At 66.2% G+C, this 20,421-nt stretch carries 17 protein-coding genes; 7 read left to right on the top strand and 10 right to left on the bottom strand.

Annotated elements, in window-relative coordinates; all coding sequences use genetic code 11:
- Window positions 1-8: 8 nt before the first annotated feature.
- Both ACCQ04_RS00070 and cls read right to left on the bottom strand, forming a co-directional pair.
- Window positions 9-278 carry a hypothetical protein gene (locus ACCQ04_RS00070; protein ID WP_024939143.1) on the bottom strand — a complete coding sequence of 90 codons (270 nt, stop codon included), beginning with the start codon at window positions 276-278 and terminating at the stop codon, window positions 9-11.
- A gap of 74 nt (window positions 279-352) precedes the next feature.
- Window positions 353-1,813, bottom strand: a complete 1,461-nt coding sequence (gene cls, locus ACCQ04_RS00075; RefSeq protein ID WP_046345200.1) for a cardiolipin synthase — start codon at window positions 1,811-1,813, stop codon at window positions 353-355.
- A 135-nt stretch (window positions 1,814-1,948) separates the two neighbouring features.
- Between cls and ACCQ04_RS00080 the strand changes: the two genes are divergently transcribed.
- Window positions 1,949-3,043, top strand: a complete 1,095-nt coding sequence (locus tag ACCQ04_RS00080; RefSeq protein WP_102250627.1) for a PA0069 family radical SAM protein — start codon at window positions 1,949-1,951, stop codon at window positions 3,041-3,043.
- Window positions 3,044-3,128: 85 nt separating this feature from the next.
- Here the strand turns inward: ACCQ04_RS00080 and ACCQ04_RS00085 are convergent, their stop codons facing one another.
- Together ACCQ04_RS00085 and ACCQ04_RS00090 are read right to left on the bottom strand one after the other, a co-directional pair.
- The gene (locus ACCQ04_RS00085) at window positions 3,129-3,833 is read right to left on the bottom strand and encodes a 2OG-Fe(II) oxygenase (RefSeq protein WP_104591067.1); all 705 of its coding nucleotides are present in this window, start codon (window positions 3,831-3,833) and stop codon (window positions 3,129-3,131) included.
- Window positions 3,834-3,953: 120 nt separating this feature from the next.
- Complete coding sequence (locus ACCQ04_RS00090; protein ID WP_024939140.1) at window positions 3,954-5,294, bottom strand: outer membrane protein transport protein; 1,341 nt, start codon at window positions 5,292-5,294, stop codon at window positions 3,954-3,956.
- A 217-nt stretch (window positions 5,295-5,511) separates the two neighbouring features.
- Here ACCQ04_RS00090 and ACCQ04_RS00095 point away from each other — a divergent pair, with 217 nt between their 5' ends.
- The 3 genes from ACCQ04_RS00095 to ACCQ04_RS00105 all read left to right on the top strand — a co-directional run bounded on the left by ACCQ04_RS00095 (window position 5,512) and on the right by ACCQ04_RS00105 (window position 7,602).
- Window positions 5,512-6,204 (top strand): rhomboid family intramembrane serine protease, encoded by a 693-nt coding sequence (locus ACCQ04_RS00095; protein WP_024939139.1) that lies wholly within the window; start codon window positions 5,512-5,514, stop codon window positions 6,202-6,204.
- Between the two features lie 91 nt (window positions 6,205-6,295).
- The gene (locus ACCQ04_RS00100; RefSeq protein ID WP_016901574.1) at window positions 6,296-6,616 is read left to right on the top strand and encodes a DUF1820 family protein; all 321 of its coding nucleotides are present in this window, start codon (window positions 6,296-6,298) and stop codon (window positions 6,614-6,616) included.
- Entirely contained in the window at window positions 6,616-7,602 is a 987-nt protein-coding gene (locus ACCQ04_RS00105) for a D-2-hydroxyacid dehydrogenase family protein (protein ID WP_226427988.1), read from the top strand. Before ACCQ04_RS00100 ends, ACCQ04_RS00105 begins: the two co-directional genes overlap by 1 nt.
- A gap of 204 nt (window positions 7,603-7,806) precedes the next feature.
- Here ACCQ04_RS00105 and ACCQ04_RS00110 read toward each other — a convergent pair whose 3' ends face one another.
- Window positions 7,807-9,315: a S41 family peptidase gene (locus ACCQ04_RS00110; protein WP_046345203.1), complete on the bottom strand. Its 1,509-nt coding sequence runs from the start codon at window positions 9,313-9,315 to the stop codon at window positions 7,807-7,809.
- A 141-nt stretch (window positions 9,316-9,456) separates the two neighbouring features.
- A complete protein-coding gene (locus ACCQ04_RS00115; RefSeq protein WP_345778040.1) occupies window positions 9,457-10,725 on the bottom strand; it encodes a murein hydrolase activator EnvC family protein in 1,269 nt (422 codons plus the stop codon).
- 127 nt (window positions 10,726-10,852) lie between these two features.
- Between ACCQ04_RS00115 and ACCQ04_RS00120 the strand changes: the two genes are divergently transcribed.
- A complete protein-coding gene (locus tag ACCQ04_RS00120) occupies window positions 10,853-11,509 on the top strand; it encodes a DUF4097 family beta strand repeat-containing protein (protein ID WP_046345204.1) in 657 nt (218 codons plus the stop codon).
- A 60-nt stretch (window positions 11,510-11,569) separates the two neighbouring features.
- Entirely contained in the window at window positions 11,570-13,366 is a 1,797-nt protein-coding gene (locus tag ACCQ04_RS00125) for a M28 family metallopeptidase (protein ID WP_104569394.1), read from the top strand.
- Between the two features lie 362 nt (window positions 13,367-13,728).
- On the opposite strand, the gene ACCQ04_RS00130 is transcribed toward ACCQ04_RS00125, so the two are convergent.
- The 4 genes from ACCQ04_RS00130 to ACCQ04_RS00145 form a co-directional block, all read right to left on the bottom strand.
- Window positions 13,729-14,178: a PepSY domain-containing protein gene (locus tag ACCQ04_RS00130; protein ID WP_065033291.1), complete on the bottom strand. Its 450-nt coding sequence runs from the start codon at window positions 14,176-14,178 to the stop codon at window positions 13,729-13,731.
- 337 nt (window positions 14,179-14,515) lie between these two features.
- Window positions 14,516-15,577, bottom strand: coding sequence for a glycoside hydrolase family 5 protein (locus tag ACCQ04_RS00135; protein WP_054591745.1), 1,062 nt, complete (start codon window positions 15,575-15,577; stop codon window positions 14,516-14,518).
- Window positions 15,578-16,090: 513 nt separating this feature from the next.
- Complete coding sequence (locus tag ACCQ04_RS00140; protein WP_208412930.1) at window positions 16,091-17,080, bottom strand: glycoside hydrolase family 5 protein; 990 nt, start codon at window positions 17,078-17,080, stop codon at window positions 16,091-16,093.
- A 797-nt stretch (window positions 17,081-17,877) separates the two neighbouring features.
- On the bottom strand, window positions 17,878-18,951 hold the full coding sequence (locus tag ACCQ04_RS00145) for a glycoside hydrolase family 5 protein (RefSeq protein WP_039815629.1): 1,074 nt from the start codon (window positions 18,949-18,951) through the stop codon (window positions 17,878-17,880).
- A 308-nt stretch (window positions 18,952-19,259) separates the two neighbouring features.
- On the opposite strand from ACCQ04_RS00145, the gene ACCQ04_RS00150 reads away from it, so the two are divergent.
- Window positions 19,260-20,318 (top strand): NAD(P)-dependent alcohol dehydrogenase, encoded by a 1,059-nt coding sequence (locus tag ACCQ04_RS00150; protein ID WP_016901586.1) that lies wholly within the window; start codon window positions 19,260-19,262, stop codon window positions 20,316-20,318.
- Window positions 20,319-20,421 lie beyond the last annotated feature (103 nt).

Raw genomic sequence — 20,421 nt, forward strand, 5'->3', positions numbered from 1 at the left:
CGTCGGTCTCAGGCCTGCGGCTCGCCGTCGCGCGTGGCGTTGAGGGCGGCCGCCTTGCGGGCTTCGGCGATCTCGCGCAGGCGGCGCAGCTCGGCCGGGTCGATCAGGCTGCTGGTGTCGCGCTGGGTATCGCCCATGCGCGAGGCGAACCAGCCGCGCGTCCACAGCAACAGCAACAGCAGTGCCACCAGCAGCGAGGCCACCAGCAACCAGACGTGCGGCGTGCTGAAAGCCAGCACCAGCGCACCCAATGCCATAAGCAGAAACAGCCAGTGCATGACGAGCTCCCCGATCAGTGGCGGCAGTGTAGCGCCGCGCCCGGCATGGTTCCACGTGGGAGCGGCGATGCGGCTCAGAGCAGCGGTGACAGCAGCCGTGCGCAGGCTTCGGGCAGCCGCGATCGCCACAACGGCCGGTGGCGGGCGAAGCGCACTTCCTGCGCCTGCTGCAGGTCGGCGTCGATCAAACCGGCCAGCTCGGCGGCCACCGCCTGGTCGCGGAACAGCATCGACAGCTCGAAATTCAGGCGAAAGCTGCGGCTGTCGAAATTGGCGCTGCCGACGATGCAGACCTCGTCGTCGGCCAGCAGCGCCTTGGTGTGCAGCATGCGCGGGCCGTATTCGTAGATGCGCACGCCGGCCTCGAGCAGCTCGTCGAAATACGAACGCGCCGCGTAGGTGACCAGACGCGAGTCGCTGACGCGCGGCACCAGCAGGCGCACGTCCAGGCCGCCCAGTGCGGCCGAGGTCAGCGCCATGCGCGCGGCCTCGCCGGGCACGAAATACGGCGTGACCAGCCAGACCCGATGCCGGGCTTCGTGAATCGCAGCGACCATCAGCCGGTGGATGGACTCCCACGACGAATCCGGGCCGGAGACCAGCACCTGCGCGTCGACATCGCCCTGCGCACGGCTCGGCACGTCCTCGGGCCATAGCTGCTGGCCGTGGAAGGCAGCGCGGCCCTGCCCGGTGGCGTACAGCCAGTCTTCCAGGAACACCAGCTGCAGGCTGCGCACCACGTGGCCCTGCAGGCGCATGTGCAGGTCGCGGTAGGCATCGCTGCGGACCTGCTCGTTCTCTTCGTCGGTGACGTTGATGCCGCCGGTGAAGCCGATCCGGCCGTCGACCACGACCACTTTGCGGTGGGTGCGCAGGTTCAACCACGGCCGCTTGAACGGCTTGAGCAGCTGGGATGGATGGAACCAGGCGGTCTCCACCCCGGCCGCGCGCAGCGTGCGCAAGCTGCGCCGGGTCATCGCCGACGACCCCACCGCGTCCATCAGCAGACGCACCTTGACCCCGGCGCGTGCGCGCTCCATCAGCGCATCGCAGATCGCGGTGCCGCTGTGGTCGGGCTGGAAGATGTAGTACTGCAGATGGATATGGTCGCGCGCACCGCGGATGGCCTCGATGATGGCCGCATAGGTGGCCGCGCCATCGACCAGCCAGTGCACCTCGGTGGCGCTGCTGGGGGCCAGCCCGGTGGTGGACTGGGCGATCTTGGCCAGCTCGGTGCAGTCCGCATCCGGCGGGCAGACGCTGCTGTAGCTCTCCATGCCCGAGCGCGAACGGCCGCGCCGTAGCCGTTGGCGTTTGACCTTCTGCGGGCCGAGCCAGTAATAGATCAGCAGGCCCAGGTACGGCAGCGCCGCCAGCGACAGCACCCAGCTTAGCGTGGCCACCGGCTCGCGCTTCTGCAGCACGATCCAGCTGGCGATCCACAGCAGGTACAGCACGTAGGCGGCGAGGAGAAGCGCTTCGAGGTGGGGAATGGTGGCCAGCCACTCCCACGCGCCCTGTACGGATGCGAGCATGCGCGGATTCTACGGGGCGCACGCTCCGCTGCGGTGAGCGTGGGGACGATGCGATCGCCGCGCCGGGTCTGAAAGCTTCATCGTGGCGCGCCCCTGGTCGCATCGATTGAGACCTGCCGGCCGTACGATGCGGGGATGGCAACAGCGATCAAGGGCCGTGGGGCGACCGGCCATCTGCCCGGACGCTTCGAAACCACCACCCAACAACCGGTGGACGATGGCTGGTACGCCGACGACGGCGAGGAGTTCGCCGCGCCGGCATTGCGCACCCAGGTCACCGAGGAAACCGCGCGCAGCATCATCAGCCGCAATCAATCGCCGGACATCGGCTTTTCGCAATCGGTCAATCCGTATCGTGGGTGCGAGCATGGTTGCAGCTACTGCTTTGCGCGGCCTTCGCATGCCTACCTCAATCTGTCGCCCGGGCTGGATTTCGAGACCAAGCTGTTCGCCAAGACCAACGCGCCGGAGCTGTTGCGCCGCGAATTGTCGCGCCCGGGCTATGTGCCCAGCCCGATCGCACTGGGCATCAACACCGATGCCTACCAGCCGATCGAGCGCAAACGCGCACTGACGCGGCGCCTGATCGAGGTGCTGTGGGAGACCCGGCACCCGTTCACGCTGATCACCAAGAATGCGTTGGTCACCCGCGATCTGGACCTGCTCGCACCGCTGGCACGCGAGGGCCTGGTCAACGTGCATTTTTCGGTGACCACGCTGGACCCGCATCTGTCGGCCAGGCTGGAGCCGCGCGCGTCCGCACCGCATGCCCGCCTGCGCGCGATGCGGGCACTGCACGAGGCCGGCGTGCCGGTCGGGGTGATGGCCGCCCCGGTGATCCCGTGGATCAACGACCATGAGCTGGAAGCGATCCTGCAGGCCGCGTCCGCCGCCGGCGCGCGCAGTGCCGGCTATGTGTTGCTGCGGCTGCCGCACGAAGTGGCGCCGCTGTTCCGCGACTGGTTGCAGACCCATCACCCGCAACGCGCCGGGCACGTGATGAGCACGATCCAGCAACTGCGCGGCGGCAAGGATTACGACAGCGCCTTCGGCACACGCCTGCGCGGCCAGGGCGTCTATGCAGAGTTGCTGGCACGCCGCTTCGCCCTGGCCCACCGCCGCAGCGGTTTCGACGCCCGCGACATGCCGGCATTGGACACGACCAAGTTCCGCCGCCCCGCTCCGCCGGCCAAGCCGGTGCCGCAATCGCCGCAAGGCAGTCTGTTCTAGGGGCGGGGATTGGGGATTTGAGATTGGGGATTCGTAACAGCCGACGCACTGCAATGACCGGCCCTTATCAATCCCCAATCCCCAATCACGAATCCCCGCCGTACAAGGCACTCGCCGACTGGAACAGGATCCAGCTGGTGGCGATGAACTTGTCGCCGCCGACCGGGCGGTTGCCGCGGTGGGTGTGGGTGAAGGCGGTGGGGGCGATCAGCAGGCTGCCGGTGCGCGGGCGGGCCTTGCGCTGCTGGAACAGGAATTCGGTCTCGCCCTGTTCGAACTCGTCGTTGAGGTACAGCGTCCACAGCAGATGCCGGTGCAATGTGTCGGCGCTGGCATCGCGTGGATACAGCTCGCAATGCCAGTAGGGATAGCCGCCCTGGTCGGCGGTGTACCACTGCAGGTTGATCGCGCCCGGGCGCAGGCAGGTACGGGCCAGGTCGCCCAGCGCCTGGTCGCTCATCTGCGCGATGTCCTCGGCCACCAGCCGGTGCGGGCTACCGTCGGCGGTGGTGACCTGCAGCATCAGCGGTGAGATCAGGGCTTGTGGATAATGCCGCAGATAGGTCAGCACGCCTTCGAACACCGCTTGCTGCAGGCGGTTTTCCACCGCCGCCCACTCGGCTACGCCGCTGATGCGCAGGTCGCGGCTGTGTTTGAGTTCGGGAAACACGCCGCCACCGATACGGCCGGGATGCAGCTGCTGGCTGTCGCGCATGCGTTGCACGATGGCGGCGCAATCCTCGCGCGAGACGGCGTTGTCGGTGATCTGGATGAAGTCGGGTTGGCTCATGCGCACGACCATAGCAATCTGCGCTACCGCCTGCACAGCGCGCCCGGCGGCGCACGCAAGGCAGCAAAGAAAAACCCCGCCGAAGCGGGGTTTTTCGTTACACGCGTGGTGCTACGACGATCAGAACTTGTAGTTGACCGAAGCGGCCAGCACGTCGCCCTTCACCTTGTAGCTGCCCGCCAGGCGGTCGCCGGTGGCACTGCGGGTGTCGCTGGTTGGGTCGCTGGTGAACAGGTGGGTGTAACCGAAGTTGTATTCGGCCTGCTGCGACGGACGCCAGCTCAGACCCAGCGAGACCCACTTGCGGCTCGCATCCGGCACGCGCACGTCGCGGTGCTCGGCGGTGGTCGGGGTCTGGTCGTACGCCAGGCCGCCACGCAGGGTCAGCGTCTCGCTCATGCGGTAGTCGGCACCGATCGAGGCGAAGGTGGTGTCGCGGTAGGAGAAGTCCAGCACGCTGTCGGGCTGGTTGGAGGCGAAGTCCACCGTCACCTGGTCGAACTTGCTCCAGGCGGTGCGGGTGACGTCGGCCATGATCGACCACTGCTCGTTCACGTTGTGGGTGAAGCTGGCGGTGGCGCTGGCCGGCAGCTTGACGGTGGCGCGGCCCTTGGTGTCGACGAAGGTGCCCGGCGCGGCAACGCCCAGGACTGCCGCAGCCGGACCCGGCACGGTGAAGTCGGCATCGCCGTCGGTGATCTTGTGCTCCACTTCCGAGCGGTAGCTGAAGCCGATGTGGGTGTTCTCGTCGATGCTGAACAAGCCGCCGAGGGTGAAGCCCACTTCGGTGCTGTCGCCCTTGATGCGCGAGTAGCCATCGGCATTGCCCGGCGCGAAGCCCGGCACGCGGCGCGCGGCCAGCACGCTGCCGAAATCGACCGCATTGGCCAGGTCGATATCCAGACGCTCGGCGAACACCGAGGCACCGAAGGACACGTACGGGTTCACGTCATAGGAGAACGCGACATTGAAGTCGATCGCCTGCAGCTCGGTCTTGGTGCCGTGGTAGCGGCCGACCCAGTCGCGGTCGTATTCGGTCTTGAAGCCGAACGGCACGGTCAGCGAGGTACCCAGGTGCATGTTGTCGTTCTCGCCGAACGGCACGTGGAAGTACATCGCCGGGACCGGCGCGATCATGCCGGCGTCGCCGCCATTGCCGCCGGAGACCGGGGCGCCGTTGGCGTAGGTGGCGGTGTCGGGCTGGAACTTGGCCGAGAAGCTGATGGCGCTGACGTCGGCCTGGAACAGGCGACCGTCCAGCTGGCGCATGCCGGCCGGGTTGTTGGCGATGATCGAGGCATCGTCCGGGGCGCTGCCCGAACCGGCGAAGGCACGGCCAAGACCCTTGGCGCTGTTTTCCTTCAGCTGGAAGGCGGCGCCGTGGGCCTGGCCAACGGCGAGTACGCCGGCAATACCGACGGCCAACAGGGTGGCGCGGCTGAGAGTGGAAGCGGTAGACATAAGGTGGTGCTCTCCGGATAAAGACTGCAGTGGTCGGTACAGCGCCCGCGCCCAGCGCCAAGTGGCTGCTGGAGCGCGCCGGAGACCCCCCCCCGACATACGACGCCGTACGCAGTATACCCACCACAATTAACCGAACAATAACGAAGCACGTTTTGATCGTCTGGACAGGTTAGGGATGGGTTCAGGACCGTGAACCCGCTAGAGTGCCACTCCGATGTTCGTCTCTCTCCCTTCCCGCAAGAAACCCACCCCGCGCTGGGCAGTGCCGTTGCTGTTCGCAGCCGTCTGGCTGGCCTACCTGTGGTCGATCAGCCGGCCCGGCGAGGCACGCAATACGCTGTGGCTGGACTGGGGCGCGCTGTCCAGCGGCGTGTCCAACCTTGGCGACTGGTGGGCGACGCTGCGCGACGGCAGCGTGCTGCGGCTGTTCACCGCGTTGTTCCTGCATGCGGACTGGTCGCACCTGCTCGGCAACCTGGTGTTCCTGCTGATCTTCGGGCTGCCGGCCGAGCGCATCCTCGGGCCGTGGCGCCTGCTGTTGCTGTTCCTGGTCGGCGGCGCGGCCTCCAATCTGGCGGCAATCTTCGCGATCGGCACCCCGGACCGGGTGATCATCGGCGCCTCGGGCGCGGTGTCGGCGTTGATCGGCACCTATCTGGCACTGTTTCCCGGCGCCAAGCTGGGCGTGGTGCTGCCGCTGGGGCTGTTTCTGGAATTCATCCGGGTACCGGCGCCGTTGCTGATCGGCGCCTGGGCGCTGCTGCAGGTGGTGTTCGCCTATATCGGCCCGGCCTTCGGCATGGTGGCGTGGTCGGCGCATATCGCCGGGTTCGTGTTCGGCATCGTGTACGGGCTGTATGTGCGCGCGGCGATCGCGCGGCGGCTGCGCAAGCGCCACGGGTTCTAGCGCGGCGGCAATCGTGCAAGGCGCACCGGGGCGCCGTGTTGCGCCGGCTGCGCGCTGCGTCGCTGCGCGGTGGCGCGCCTATAATCGCCGCATGTCCAAGCCTCTGTACAAAGTCACCTTCCTCAATCACGGCAAGGTCTACGAGCTCTACGCCCGCCAGGTCACCGGCAGCCATCTGTGGGGCTTCAACCAGATCGGCGAGCTGGTGTTCGACGTGCACGACGGGCTGGTGGTCGACCCCACCGAAGAGCGCCTGCGCGAAGAGTTCGGCAACACCAAGACGCTGCATCTGCCGATGCAGAGCATCGTGCGCATCGAGGAAGTCGAGAAGAAGGGCCAGTCGGTGATCCGCGATGCCACCACCGGCGACAAGGTAGTCACGCCGTTCCCGTTGCCGACCAAGCCGCGCTGATGCGCATCCTGGTGCCCGACGATTACCAGGGCGCCGTGCGTCACCTGCCCTGCCTGCAGCGCCTGCACGGCCACGATGTGCAGGTGCTGGGCGCGCTGGCCACCGACCCCAACGAATGGGCCGAGCGGCTGGTCGAAGCCGATGCGCTGGTGCTGATCCGCGAACGCACCCGCGTGGACGCCACGCTGTTGCGGCGACTGCCGCGACTCAAGTTGATTAGCCAGACCGGCCGGATCGGTGCGCATGTGGATGTGGCCGCGTGCACCGAGTTCGGGGTGGCGGTGGCCGAAGGCGTCGGCTCGCCGGTGGCGCCGGCCGAACTGACCTGGGCCTTGATCCTGTCGGCCAGCCGGCGCCTGGGCGAGTACCAGCGCGCGCTGCACCAGGGCCGCTGGCAGGCGCTGGGCGATCCCGGCCTGGGGCGCGCGTTGCATGGGCGCACGTTGGGCATCTGGAGTTACGGGCGCATCGGCCAGCGCGTGGCCGGCTTCGGGCGTGCATTCGGCATGCAGGTGCTGGTGTGGGGCGGCGAGGCCTCGTGCGCACAGGCCTCGCGCGATGGCTTCGACATCGCCGCCAGCCGGCAGGACCTGTTCGAACGCAGCGATGTGCTGTCGCTGCATCGGCGCCTGACCGCGCAGACCCGCCACCAGATCAACGCGCAGGATCTGGCCTGGATGCGTCCGGATGCGTTGCTGGTCAACACCAGCCGCGCCGAGCTGATCGCGCCCGGCGCCTTGCTGGCCGCGCTGGATGCAGGCCGGCCGGCACAGGCGGCGGTGGATGTATTCGAACGCGAGCCGGTGCTGGATCCGCGCGACCCGCTGCTGCAGCATCCGCGCGTGCTGGCGACGCCGCATCTGGGCTACGTGGAGAGCGACAGCTATGCGCTGTACTTCGAAGCGGCGTTCGACAATGTGCTGGCATTTGCCGCCGGTGCGCCGCGCAACCTGGTCAATCCCGAGGCATTGGCGATTGCGCGATAGCGCGTGGTTGACGCGGTGGTGATCGTGCGATTGGGGAGGCTTGTCGCGACCGGGGTCGCTCCTACAAGCGCCTTGGGGTCCAAACCCGCCGGCGCTGTGGCGGCCGGGTGATCCAGGGATGCGTGCAGGTGGCGTGGCAGTGCCGATGCGTAGCGATCGGGCCTGGCGCGCAGCAGGTGATTCACCCGCTGCGCTGTGGCCGGATTACTTGACCGGTTCGGCCGGCGCAGGCGCGGCAGGTTCCACCGGCGGCGCGGGCTTGGCCTTGTCGGCCGGTTCGCTCGGCTTGTCGGCAGGCTTGGACTTGTCGGCTGCTGCCGGGCGCGCGGCGGCCGGCCTGGGCTCGGCTGCGGTCTTGGCGGCCTTGGCCTTCTGCGCTGCCTGTGCCTTGGCCTTGAGCGCGGCTTGCGCCTTGGCCGCCGAGCCGGGCTGTTTGAGCTCGGCCAGCGCGGAAGCGATCGGGCCATCGCCCGGCAGCACGTCGCCGGCTGTGTAGCCCTCCTCGCCTTCGGCATCGCCACGCAGATGGCCCGGCAGCGTGGCTTCGCTGAAGTCGGCCAGGCTGGCCGGCACGTCGGCATCGCCGGGCTGCGGTTCGGGGGTGAGCAGCACTTCCGGCACGATGCCGCTGGCCTGGATCGACTTGCCACTGGGGGTGTAATAGCGCGCGGTGGTCAGCTTGACCGAGTCGCCGTTGTCCAGCGGCAGCACGGTCTGCACCGAGCCCTTGCCGAAGGTGCGGCTGCCGATGATGCGCGCGCGCTGGTTGTCGCGCAGCGCGCCGGCCAGCACTTCCGAGGCACTGGCCGAGCCGGCGTCCACCAGCACCACCACCGGCGCGCCGCCGAGCAGATCGCCCGGGGTGGCGTCGAACTTGGCATCGCTGATGGAGATGCGCCCGCGCGTGCTGACGATGTTGCCCTTGTCGAGCAGGTCGTCGGCCACCTGCACCGCCGAGGTCAGCAGACCGCCCGGGTTGCTGCGCAGGTCCAGCACCAGGCCGCGCAATTTGCCGCCGGCCTGCAGCTGCTTGAGGTTCTTCTGGAAGTCGGCACCGGTGTCGGCCTGGAAGGTGCTGATGCGGATATAGCCATAGCCCGGTTCCAGCAGCTTGCTGCGCACGCTGGCCACGCGGATGGTCTGCCGCTGCAGGGTCACGTCGAACGGCTTGGGCGCCTTGTCGCGCACGATGGTCAGCACGACCTTGCTGCCGGATTCGCCGCGCAGCGGCTCCATCGCCTTGCTGGCGTCGATCGGCTTGCCGTCGATGGCCACGATGACGTCGCCGGCGCGGATGCCGGCACGTGCGGCCGGGGTGTCGTCGATCGGCGCGATCACCTTGAGCGTGTTGTCCTGCTGCTGCAGCAATTCCACGCCGATGCCGTCGTAGGCGCCGGTGGCCTGCTCGTCGAAGGCTTCGGCATCTTCCTTGTCGAAATAGGTGCTGTGCGGGTCCAGATCCGAGAGCAGGCCGCGCACTGCGGCGTGCATCAGCTTCTTGTCCTCGACCGGGTCGACGTAGGCCTGCTTGACCGCGTTGTACACCGCCACGAAGCGGCGGATCTCGTCCAGCGGCACCTTGGAGACGGCGGCTTCGTTGGCTTCCGGATCGTCCGCAGTGGCCTGGGCGGCGGCGGGACTGGCTTTCTGCGCCCAACCGGGTGAGGCGAACAACGCCAGCGACAGGGCAACGGACAGGACGGCTACGCGCATGAAGCACTCCGACAAAGAGATAAGACGCCCCGCAACGGAGCAGCCTGGATTATGCGCGAAGCCGCGGTAAATCCGCGTTGACTTGGCGGGGCCAGGTATGGCGGCGGTCATGCACCGGCACGCGCGCGGCGTGCGCGCCACTCAGCGGCGCTGCAACCAGCTCGACGGATCCACAGGCTGCCCGTTGCGACGCAGTTCGAAGTACAGCGCCGGCACGCCCTGCCCGCCCGAGCTGCCGACCTTGGCCACCGCTTCGCCGCGCTTGATCGACGCGCCGGCATCGCGCAACAGCGTGTCGTTGTGCGCGTAAAGGCTCATGTAGCCGTTGCCGTGGTCCACGATCAGGATCATGCCGTAGCCGGTCATCCAGTCGGAGAACACCACCGTGCCATCGGCCACCGCGGTGACGGTGCTGCCCTTGGGCGCGCCGATCAGCACGCCCTTGCTGGTATGGCCATCGGGCAAGGTGGCATTGAAGCGCGCCAGCAGGTTGCCCGCCACCGGCCAGCTCAGGCCGCCGACCTTGGGCGCCGGCGCACTGGCGATGACCTTGGGCGGGGTCTTGCCGGGACGCTCGGGGCGCTCGGTCTTGCTGCGTTTGGCCTGCGCGGCGGCTTCGGCGGCGGCGCGTCTGGCGGCGGCGCGCCGTTCGGCCTCGGCCTTGGCGGCGGCCGCGCGCAGGTTGGCGAGCAGCTGCTCCAGCGATTTGGCGTCCTGGCCCAGGGCTTTTTCGCGTTCGGCGCGCTGTTTGTAGCGGTCGTCCAGCAGCGCGACCGTCGCCGCCTGCTGCGAGCGATCCTTCTGCAGCAATGCGGCCTGCGCCTTTTGCTGCGCACGCGCCGCATCCAGTGCCTGGCGACGGTTGGCGATGTCCTGCTCCACCTTGGTCAGCGCATCCAGCTGCGTGGTCAGTGCCTGGATGCGCTGTGCACGCGCGTTCTGCACGTAGCGATGATCGGCCAGCATGCGCGTGGCATCGCCCACGGTGTCCTGCGACAACAACACCTTCAACGGCGCGTTGCGGCCGACCTGGTCGGCGGCGCGCAATAGCGCAGCCAGCTGCACGCGCTGGTTCTGCAGGCCGCGCTGCAGCTGCGCACGCTCCTGCTGCAGCTTGCCCAGATGCTGTTCCTGCTCGCGCATCGCCGTTTCGGTCTCGCTCAACGCACGCGAGGTCCTGGCCACCTTCTCATCGGCCTGGCGCAGTTGCTGGGCGGCAGTGCCGCGCTTGCCTTCCAGCTCGCGGCGGTCGGCGCTGATGGTCTTGAGTTCGTCGCGCAGCTGCTGCAGTTTGCGCTCGGTTTCGCGCTGGCTTTGCGCACCGGCCGCGGTGCTGCCCAGCAGCGTGCAGGCCAGCACGGTCGCCGCCAGCCACGCGCGGCAGCGGCCGGTGGCGGGGACGGACGGCAGGCGCGAGCGCGGGGCGGGCGACAGGGGCAACGAAAGGTCCAGTGACTTCAGGCAGGTGCGCGATTGTAGCCAAGCATGGTGTGATCACCGCCACGCCCAAGACAGCCGCCGCCGCGCAAGGTTCAGCATGAAGCCCCAGCATCTTCTTCTGGCATTGTCCCTGGTCTGCGCAAGCGCCTGGGCCGACGAGGACATCAGCAAGGTCAACGGCCGCATCAGCGCCGAGGCCGGCAAGGTCTATGGCGGGCTGGACACCGTCAATGGCTCCATCGAGGTCGGCGCCGGCGCGCAGACCCGGAGCGTGGAAACGGTCAACGGCAGTATCCAGATCGGCGACAACGCCCGCACCGGCGATGTCTCCACGGTCAATGGCGCGATCACGCTGGGGCAGAAGGTGGTGGTGTCCGGCGGGCTGGAGACGGTCAACGGCAGCGTGCTGGTGGAGCGCGGCAGCCGCATCAGCGGCGGTGTGGAAACCGTCAACGGCAGTATCGGCCTGGTGGAAACCGAGCTCGGCAAGGGCATCGAGACCGTCAACGGCGACATTACCGTCGGGGTGCGCTCGCATGTGCATGGCGGGATCGAGGTCACCAAGCCGAACTTCAGCTTCTCGTTCAAGCCTGCGCGCAAGCCGCGCGTGGTGATCGGCCCGGATGCGGTGGTCGATGGCCCGCTGGAGTTCGAGCGCGAGGTCAGCCTGTACGTGCACCGCACTGCGAAGATCGGTGCCGTCACCGGCGCCACCGCGCGCAGCTTCGACAGCGACGTGGCACCCAAGGACTGACGCGCTCACCACGGGGCCAGCGCCTAGAATCGGGGGACCTTCGCCGCACGAGGAGTCCCGATGCCCCGCAAGATCCTGTTGTGCCTGGCCGCGACGCTGGCCCTGGCCGGCTGCAAGCGCGAATCCGCCGACGCACCAAGCGCGCCCGCCGCACAGGCGCCGGTGGACACGGCGGCCAGCGCACCGGTCAGCCGCCACACCTTTTCGCCGGAGCTGACCGGCGACGACTTTGCCGAGCTGGTCAAGACGCTGGCCTCGGACGAATTCGAAGGACGCGGCCCCGGCACGCCGGGCGAAGAGAAGACCGTCACCTATATCCGCGATCAGATGCAGCGCATCGGCCTGCAGCCGGGCAACGGCGACAGCTGGTTCCAGGACGTGCCGATGGTGGAAACCACCGCCGATGCGGCCACCGCACCCAGCCTGCGCAGCGGCGAGCAGACCCGCACCCTGGCCTTCGGCACCGACATCGTGGTCGGCACCCGCACCGGCCAGGCCGAGGTCAAGCTGGACAACAGCGAGCTTGTGTTCGTCGGCTACGGCGTGGATGCGCCCGAACAGCAGTGGAACGATTACGCCGGACAGGACTGGAAGGGCAAGACGGTGGTGATGTTCGTCAACGATCCCGGCTTCCATACCGGCGATGCCAAGCTGTTCGACGGCAAGCGCATGACTTACTACGGCCGCTGGACCTACAAATTCGAGGAAGCCGCCCGCAAGGGCGCGGCCGCCGCGCTGATCGTGCACGACACCCCGGGCGCCAGCTATGGCTGGGACGTGGTCAAAAATTCCTGGGCCGGCCCGCAATACGACCTGCCGGCCAAGGACGATCCCGATCCGCGCCTGCCGGTACAGGGCTGGATCAGCGCCGAGACCGCCAAGCAGCTGTTCGCCAATGCCGGGCTGGATCTGGCGCAGGCCTACAAGGACGCCAGCAAGCGTGGCTTCAAGCCGGTGCCGTTGAAGGCGAGCTGGTCGGTGGACCTGAAGAGCACGATCGCGGAGAAATCCTCGCGCAACGTGGTCGGCGTGCTGCCCGGGACCACGCATGCCGACGAAGCGGTGCTGTACATGGCGCACTGGGATCACCTGGGCAAACACCCGGGCGAGAGCGGCGACAACATCTACAACGGCGCGGTGGACAACGCCACCGGCGTGGCCGGCATTCTCGAGATTGCCGACGCGTTTGCGCATCAGGATCCCAAGCCGGCGCGGTCGGTGGTGTTCGTTGCGGTGACGCTGGAAGAATCCGGCCTGCTCGGTTCCAAGTACTACGTGGCCAACCCGAGCTTTCCGCTGGACAAGATCGCGGCGGTGATCAACCTGGATGCGATGTCGGTGGCCGGGCGCGCACGCGATGTCACCGTGGTGGGCATGGGCAGTTCGGAGCTGGAAGACATCCTCAAGCCGATCGCCGCGATGCAGGGCCGCACCCTGCATGCCGAAGCCACGCCGCAAAGCGGCTCGTATTTCCGCTCGGATCATTTCAACTTCGCCAAGGCCGGTGTGCCGGCGCTGTATGCCGATGGCGGCGAAGACCTGCGTGAGGGCGGTACTGCGGCCGGGCGCGCCGCCGCCGAAGACTACGGGCGTAATCGCTATCACGCCCCGGGCGACGAATACGATGCGGCCAGCTGGAAGCTCGATGGCACCATCGAAGACCTGCAGGCGGTGTATGGCGTGGGCAAGGAGGTGGCCGCCGGCCAGCGCTGGCCCAACTGGTATGCCGGCAACCCGTTCAAGGCTGCGCGCGATCGCATGATGGCCGGCAAGCCCGCTGCGGGCGCCGCGGCAGCGGCGCCTGACGCCGAAAAGGACGCAGCTGCCGAGGGCAAGAAGGCGGCGCCGGCGCGTTGAACGACGCCAGCACCGCATGCGATGTCATGCAGCTACTGCATGGCGTCGTGATGCGGCCTGCAAGGGGCGCGGCAGCGGCGCGCCCGCGTATCGCGATCAACACAAAGGGCCTCCTGTTGGAGGCCCTTTGTGTTGGTGCGTCCTGATCGTTGCAGTTGCGGACGAGGTCACGATCCGTGTCGATGCAGTGCATCGATGCGGCAGATCACGTGCCACATCCCACTGAAGTATGTCTCTTCGTCGATGCTCTTCTGAGAGAGGATGCCACCGGCCTGGGAGAGGCCTTCAATCGTGCTGACGGCAATGCGTTGCCATCAACGCGGCGCATTGTCGGCGCGTCACCGACTCCGGGGGTGCGTTGGTCAATCGTTATCCACGCTCACCACGTGACCATCATCCGGGTCGACGTGCAGATCGACCTTCTGCCCACCGCGTTGCTCGGCATCGGCCTTCCACAAGCCGTCTTCGAACTTGAGGTCGTGCACGTTGGAATAGCCGCCGGCCGACAGCGCGGCGCGGATATCGGCCTCGCTCAGTTTGGAAGTGGTCTGATCGCCATAAACGCGGCCGGTCACCGGATCGATACGGACATCCACATCCTTGCCGTCGCCGCTGCGTGCGTCGGCGGTCCACACGCCATGTTCGAACTTGACGTCGTGCACCTTGGTATAGCCCTTGTCGGTCAGCATGCTGGTGACCTCGCGGGCGGTCAGCGCCTTGGCCGGCTTGTCGGCGGCGGCCTGCGCAAACGCGCCCTGCGCTGCCAAAGCGAGTGCGCCGATCAGCGCGGTCTTCATCAGTCGATGTGCCATGTGATGCTCCTGCAGTGAAGTGCGCCCATGCTGGACGCGGTCTTATCGCTGCCAGGTGAATGGCCGTCAGAAGCCGCAGCGAGAGTTCAGTGAGCTCAAGCTTCGGTGATGATGCGCTCCGGGTGCGTCCGATGGCGCACGCACGTTCGCACGTTCATCAGCCAGTGGTTTGCGGCATTGCGGTGCAATGGGCGCGTAGTGTGCTGGGAGCGACGTAAACGGTGTCACATCGAAACCGTCCTGCCCGGCCTGTCATCCAATAGATAGCCAGTGCGAAGATGCAAAAGAAGCGAGCCGCCTTGCGGCGGCTCGCTCGACTCAACCCACCTGCCTCACGTCACGGAATGGCGCGTGTGGCGCGCACCGCCTGCGGCGAGAGGATGGACATCTGCGGCTTGTCGGTGCCGTCCTTGTTGGGATGCACGCTGTACTGATAGCTGACATTCCACCACGAACCGGCAGCCCACCAGGTCCAGCCCGACCAGACATCTGCATTGGCATCGATATAGCGGAGCATGCCGCGCAGTGCTTCATTGCAGACGGGGTTGTTGGCGGTGCCGAATTCGCCCAGAAACCCGCGCCTGTGGTTGGTGCGCAGCCACTCGGTGAAACTACGCAGACGCTCGACACCGATGGTGGCACTGACGCAGACATTGGTGGTGCCGCTGGAATCGGCATCCAGGTATTGATGCACTTCGAACGCGTAGCGATCGAGCGGATCGTAGATCGAAACCAATGCGGTTGCGTTGGAATAGCCATCGTTGGTGGGCGAATACCAGCTGTGCGCACCGGTCCATAATGCGCCCGGCACCAGAATCAGGTTGTTCGCACCGGTGGCACGAATCGCATTGATGCCTGCCTGTGCAGTGGCAGCCCAGGCGCTGGCCGAGACGCCATTGGGCTCATTCATCAGCCCGAAGATCACCGCGTTGTCGCTGGGAAACGCCAGCGCAAGGCGGCGCCACAAATCGGCGAATGTGGCGATCGGCACTTCGTCGCCACCGATCTTGTAGCCGTAGTATTTGCCGTAATTGTGGATGTCCAGCACCAGATACATGCCCGATGCCTTGGCGCGTGCCACGGCTTGCTGCACCAGGGCCAGTTGGGTCGGATCCAGTTCACCGCGTGCACTGGGCTGCAGACGTTCCCACAGCACCGGCAGGCGGATCGTGTTCATGCCGACGCCGGCGAAATAGGTGTAATCGCTGGCCGAGGCATACATATAGTCCTTATTGAGGACGCCGGGTTTTTTGGACGATGCGAATTCGGCGCCGGATAAATTGACGCCGGCATACGTCAGTGCGCGTGTTTGTGCGTAGACGGGTGCGAATGTGCCGAACAGAATGCAGAGCAGGGCGCAGCGGAAAACGGTGCGCAGCGTTTGAGAGACAGCAGACATGAAACAACTCCTTCGACGACGGGGATGGTGTGTCGCAGCGGTTTGCGTGCGATCTGCGCGAGGTGCGCCACACCTGTCGTAACCAATGCATCTGCCGTGCCTAAACGCTCACCACATCGAATGTGAATTAAATGTGTAGGCTGGGTCGCAGTCACTTACCGCAAGGGTCACGTTCTGGAACAGCACGCTGTGACGCGCCGCGCTGAAAAGCGGTCGCGCACGCTTGTCGACACCGCCATCGCATGCATGGCGCTGTCGAAAAATCGGCGGATGGATGCGCTCGCCGTCAACGGCGCGGCGCCGGATCACCGACGCTGCACTGCTGTTGCGCACGCACACGTAGCGAGCGCTAGAGCGCGCGCTGAGTGCTGGCGTTTTATTGCGTGAGGACAGTGCTCACCGCGGCTGGGCACGGCTGCTGCCTGGCATCGGCATGTACCGGGCGTACATGCGTGAGCTGGGTGTTTGCTGCGCAGCGTGCGACGGTTGCCCATCGCACGCTGCTTGCTCCGACTACTGGGTGATGCGTTTTGCGCGCGCGCTCAGGATCGACATCTGCGGCTTGTCGCGGCCCTGCGCATCGGGCTGCACGTTGAAGGGGTAGCTGCGGTTCCACCACGCGCCGGCGGCCCACCAGGTCCAGCCCACCCATACGTCGCGGTTGGTTTCCAGATAGCCCAGCATGCCGTTGAGTGCGCTATTGCAGGTGGCGTTGTTGCCGGTGCCGAACTCGCCGAGAAAGCCCTGCTTGTGATTCAGACGCAGCCATTGGGTGAAACTGCGCAGGCGTTCGGCACCGGCGGTGCTGCTGACGCAGCCGGCACTGGTGCCGCTGGAGTCCGTGTCCAGGTACTGATGCACTTCGATCGCGTAGCGATTGAGGGGGTCGCGAATGGAGGCCAGCGCCACTGCGTTGGACTGGCCGGCAACGGTGGAATACCAGCTGTGCGCGCCACTCCATAGCGCCCCGGGCACCAGGATCAGATTGTTGGCACCGGTCTTGCGGATGGTGTCGATCGATGCCTGCGCGGCGTTGGCCCAGGATTGCGGATTGATGTCGTAAGGCTCGTTCATCAGCCCGAAGATCACGCTGTTGTCGTTCTTGAAGGCGATCGCCAGGCGTCGCCACAGATCGTTGAAGGTGCTGATCGGCACGTGCGCGCTGCCGATCTTGTTGCCGTAATACCGGGCGTAGTTGTGGATATCCAGGATCAGGTACACCTTGGCCGCCTTCGCGTTGGCCACGGCCTGGCGGATCAGTGCCAGCTGCGCCGCATCCAGCTCGCCACCGGCCTTGGGTTGCAGGCGCTCCCACAGGATCGGCAGCCGGACGATGTTCATGTGTTTACCGGCGAAGTAGCGGTAATCGCTGGCAGCCGGATACAGATAGTCGACGTTGAGCACCCCGGGCTTTTGCGAGGATTTGATTTCGGCACCGGAAAGATTGACGCCTGCGTACTTCAGGCGGTTCTGTGCCTGTGCGAACGGCACACCTGCAAGCAGCACGATGACAAGCAGCAGCAATGACAACGCACGGCTGGACAGCCGGCGCGTCGGCGTGGGGGAGGGCAACATGGGTGACTCCTGAAACATTCGCGGGGGAGATGCATTGCCCTGGCGTGGACCTGCCACGTGCATGACGACACTGCATCGCGTTTCACCCTAAGCGCATCGAGACATTCAAACTACGAATGCGAGCTATCACTTAATTGGAGCTGTGAGCGACTTCGCGTTTATTGCCAAACATGCGCACGCTTTGTTGTGGTAAGGCGACACCGCACGGTCCCACGCATTGCATGCCGATTGCAATCTGCGCCGAATGGCTGCGGAAATACGCCGCATCCCGCATCGCTGGCCGGCCGTGGTGCGATCGCAACGCTGCAGGTCGATGGCGCCGTGCGCCTGGCAGTGGTGCGCATCGCAATTGCGACGTACGCCGCATTGCGCGGGGAATTATCACAACGCAACGCGCAACGCGCGGCGCCACCTGCAATCGCCACCGCGCTGCTGTGCGATCAATGCGCACGCACATGCAAAAGTCACCTGGTGCGGTCGCGCAACCTCGGCACTTGCCATGTGCACCGCGCACTAGGTGTGGGCGGCGTCATGCTTTCGGCAGCGGGCAGCCAGTGCACCTGGTGCAATAAGAAGATCGGATTGCGGCTGAGATGGATGCAGCGCGCGGTCTGCAATCGCTGGTGGATGTCATCGGTGACGCGTGGCAGGACATGGCGGATGGCGCAAAAAAACGGTGGCCGCAGCAACCGCTGCGACCACCGTGATCGACCTTCCCGCGCGGCTTACTTGGTCGCGCGGCGGGCGTACTTGCTCAGAATCGACATCTGCGGCTTGTCGCTGCCGTCCTTGCCCGGCTGCACGGTGAAGAAATACTCCGGCTTCCACCAGGCGCCAGCGGCCCACCAGGTCCAGCCCAGCCACACGTCGCTGTTCTTTTCCATATAGGTCAGCATGCCTTCCAGCGCCTGGTCGCAGACCGGATTGTTGGCGGTGCCAAACTCGCCCAGAAAGCCCTTCTGCTTGTTCTCGCGCAGCCATGCGGTAAAGCCGCGCAGCTTTTCCTCGCCGACCGTGGCGCTGGTGCACACCGGCTTGGTGCCGCTGTAGTCGTTGTCCAGATATTGGTGCGCTTCGAAGGCCAGGTTATTGCCCGGGTCCTTGAGGATTTCCAGCGCCTTGGCATTGGAGACGCCATAGTTGGAGCTGCGCCAGCTGTGCGCGCCGCTGTAGGCGGTGCCCGGCACCAGGATCAGGTTTCTGGCGCCGGTCTTGCGGATCGCGTTGATCGCACCTTGCGCCGCACTCGCCCAATCGGTGGCGGAAATGCCGTTGGGCTCGTTCATCAGCCCGAAGATCACCGACTTGTCGTCCTTGAATTCGAGCGCCAGCCGGCGCCACAGATCTGCCACCGCGGCGGTGGGCACCTCGCTGCTGCCGATGCGCTTGCCGTTGTACTTGGCGTAGTTGTGCACATCCAGGATCAGGTACTGCTTGTTGGCCTTGGCCGCATCCACCGATTTCTTCAGCAGCGCCAGTTGCGCCGCATCCAGATCGCCATTGAGCTGTGGCTGCAGGCGTTCCCACAGGAACGGCAGGCGAATCGTGTTCATGCCCTTGCCGGCGAAATAGCTGAAATCCGACGCGGCCGGGTAGGTGTAGTCCTTGAACAGGGTGCCGGGCTTCTTGCGTGAGTTGAACTCGGCGCCGGACAGATTGACGCCGACATACTTCAGGCCGCTGGATTCCTTTCCGGGGCGCGCAGGCTCCTTGGCGTGCGCCAGCGGCAGTGCGGCCAACAAGGTCAGTGCGAGTGCGGCACTGCGCAAGGATGGGAGGTTGGGGGGAGAGCGGAACATGGAAGCCTCCTTCGGCATCGACGTAGGCGGCCGCAGGGGGAGGGCACGGCCAGCAGGGATGGTGCAGCGCAGGATGGTGGTTGGTCAGCGTAGAAGCTCCGGCGTTAGCGCGCCATTCACGCCGGCGAACGCCGATTTGATCGCGCGCAAACACCTGCAGGGCGCACCATGCCGCTGCGGTCGCGTCCGCAACCCGCCAGGCAAGACGCACTGTCGCAGGAGTGCGACAGGCGCCTGTCTTAAGCTAGCGCCACCCTTTTCTAGTCTCCCGCACTGTCGCGGGGGACGTCACATCTGGAGTCTCCCCCATGAGCCAAGCCCACGCGTACGCCGCCCAAACTGCCGATCAGCCGCTTGCACCGTTCGTGTTCGAACGGCGTGCGCCAGGCCCCAACGATGTGCAGATCGATATCGCCTACTGCGGCGTGTGCCACTCGGACCTGCACACCGCACGCAACGAATGGCACAACACGCGATACCCGTCGGTGCCCGGCCACGAGATTGTCGGACGCGTCACTGCAGTCGGCGATGCGGTCACCGGCTTCAAGGTTGGCGATCTGGCCGGCGTCGGCTGCATGGTCGATAGCTGCCGCAGCTGCGCGTCCTGTCAGGAAGGCGAAGAACAGTATTGCGAGCAGGGCTTCACCGGCACCTATAACGGCCCGATGTTCGGTGGCGGCGAGAACACCTACGGTGGTTACTCGGACCACATCGTGGTCGACCAGAAATACGTGCTGCGCATCTCGCACAGCGACAACCTGGCCGCAGTAGCCCCGCTGCTGTGCGCCGGCATCACCACGTATTCGCCGCTGGCGCACTGGAAGGTCGGTCCCGGTCAGAAGGTGGGCGTGGTCGGTCTGGGTGGCCTGGGCCACATGGCGGTAAAGATCGCCAAGGCGATGGGCGCCACCGTGGTGCTGTTCACCACCTCCGAGAGCAAGCGCGCCGATGCGCTGCGCCTGGGCGCCAGCGAAGTAGTGGTGTCCAAGGACGAGGCGCAGATGGCCGCACAGGCCAACACGCTGGACTTCATCCTCAACACCGTGGCCGCGCCGCACAACCTGGACCCGTTCCTCAATGCGCTCAAGCGCGACGGTGCGATGGTGCTGGTGGGTGTGCCCGAGGAATCGCATCCTTCGCCGAGCGTGTTCAATCTGGTGATGAAGCGCCGCACCCTGGCCGGTTCGTTGATCGGCGGCATCCGCCAGACCCAGGAAATGCTGGATTTCTGCGCCAAGCACAACATCGTCTCGGACATCGAAACCATCCGCGCCGACCAAATCAACGAGGCCTACGAGCGCATGCTCAAGAGCGACGTGAAATACCGCTTCGTGATCGACATGGCCACGCTGGACAAGGCGGCCTGATCGCCTGGCTTGCAGCCCTGCCACAGGGCTGCAGGTCGGTTGCCGGCGCTACGGTCGGCCCAGGTGATGCGGCATGGAATGCATCACCCGGGTTAGGACGGCG

The organism is Xanthomonas sp. NCPPB 2866, from assembly GCF_041475745.2.
Lineage (GTDB): Bacteria > Pseudomonadota > Gammaproteobacteria > Xanthomonadales > Xanthomonadaceae > Xanthomonas > Xanthomonas arboricola.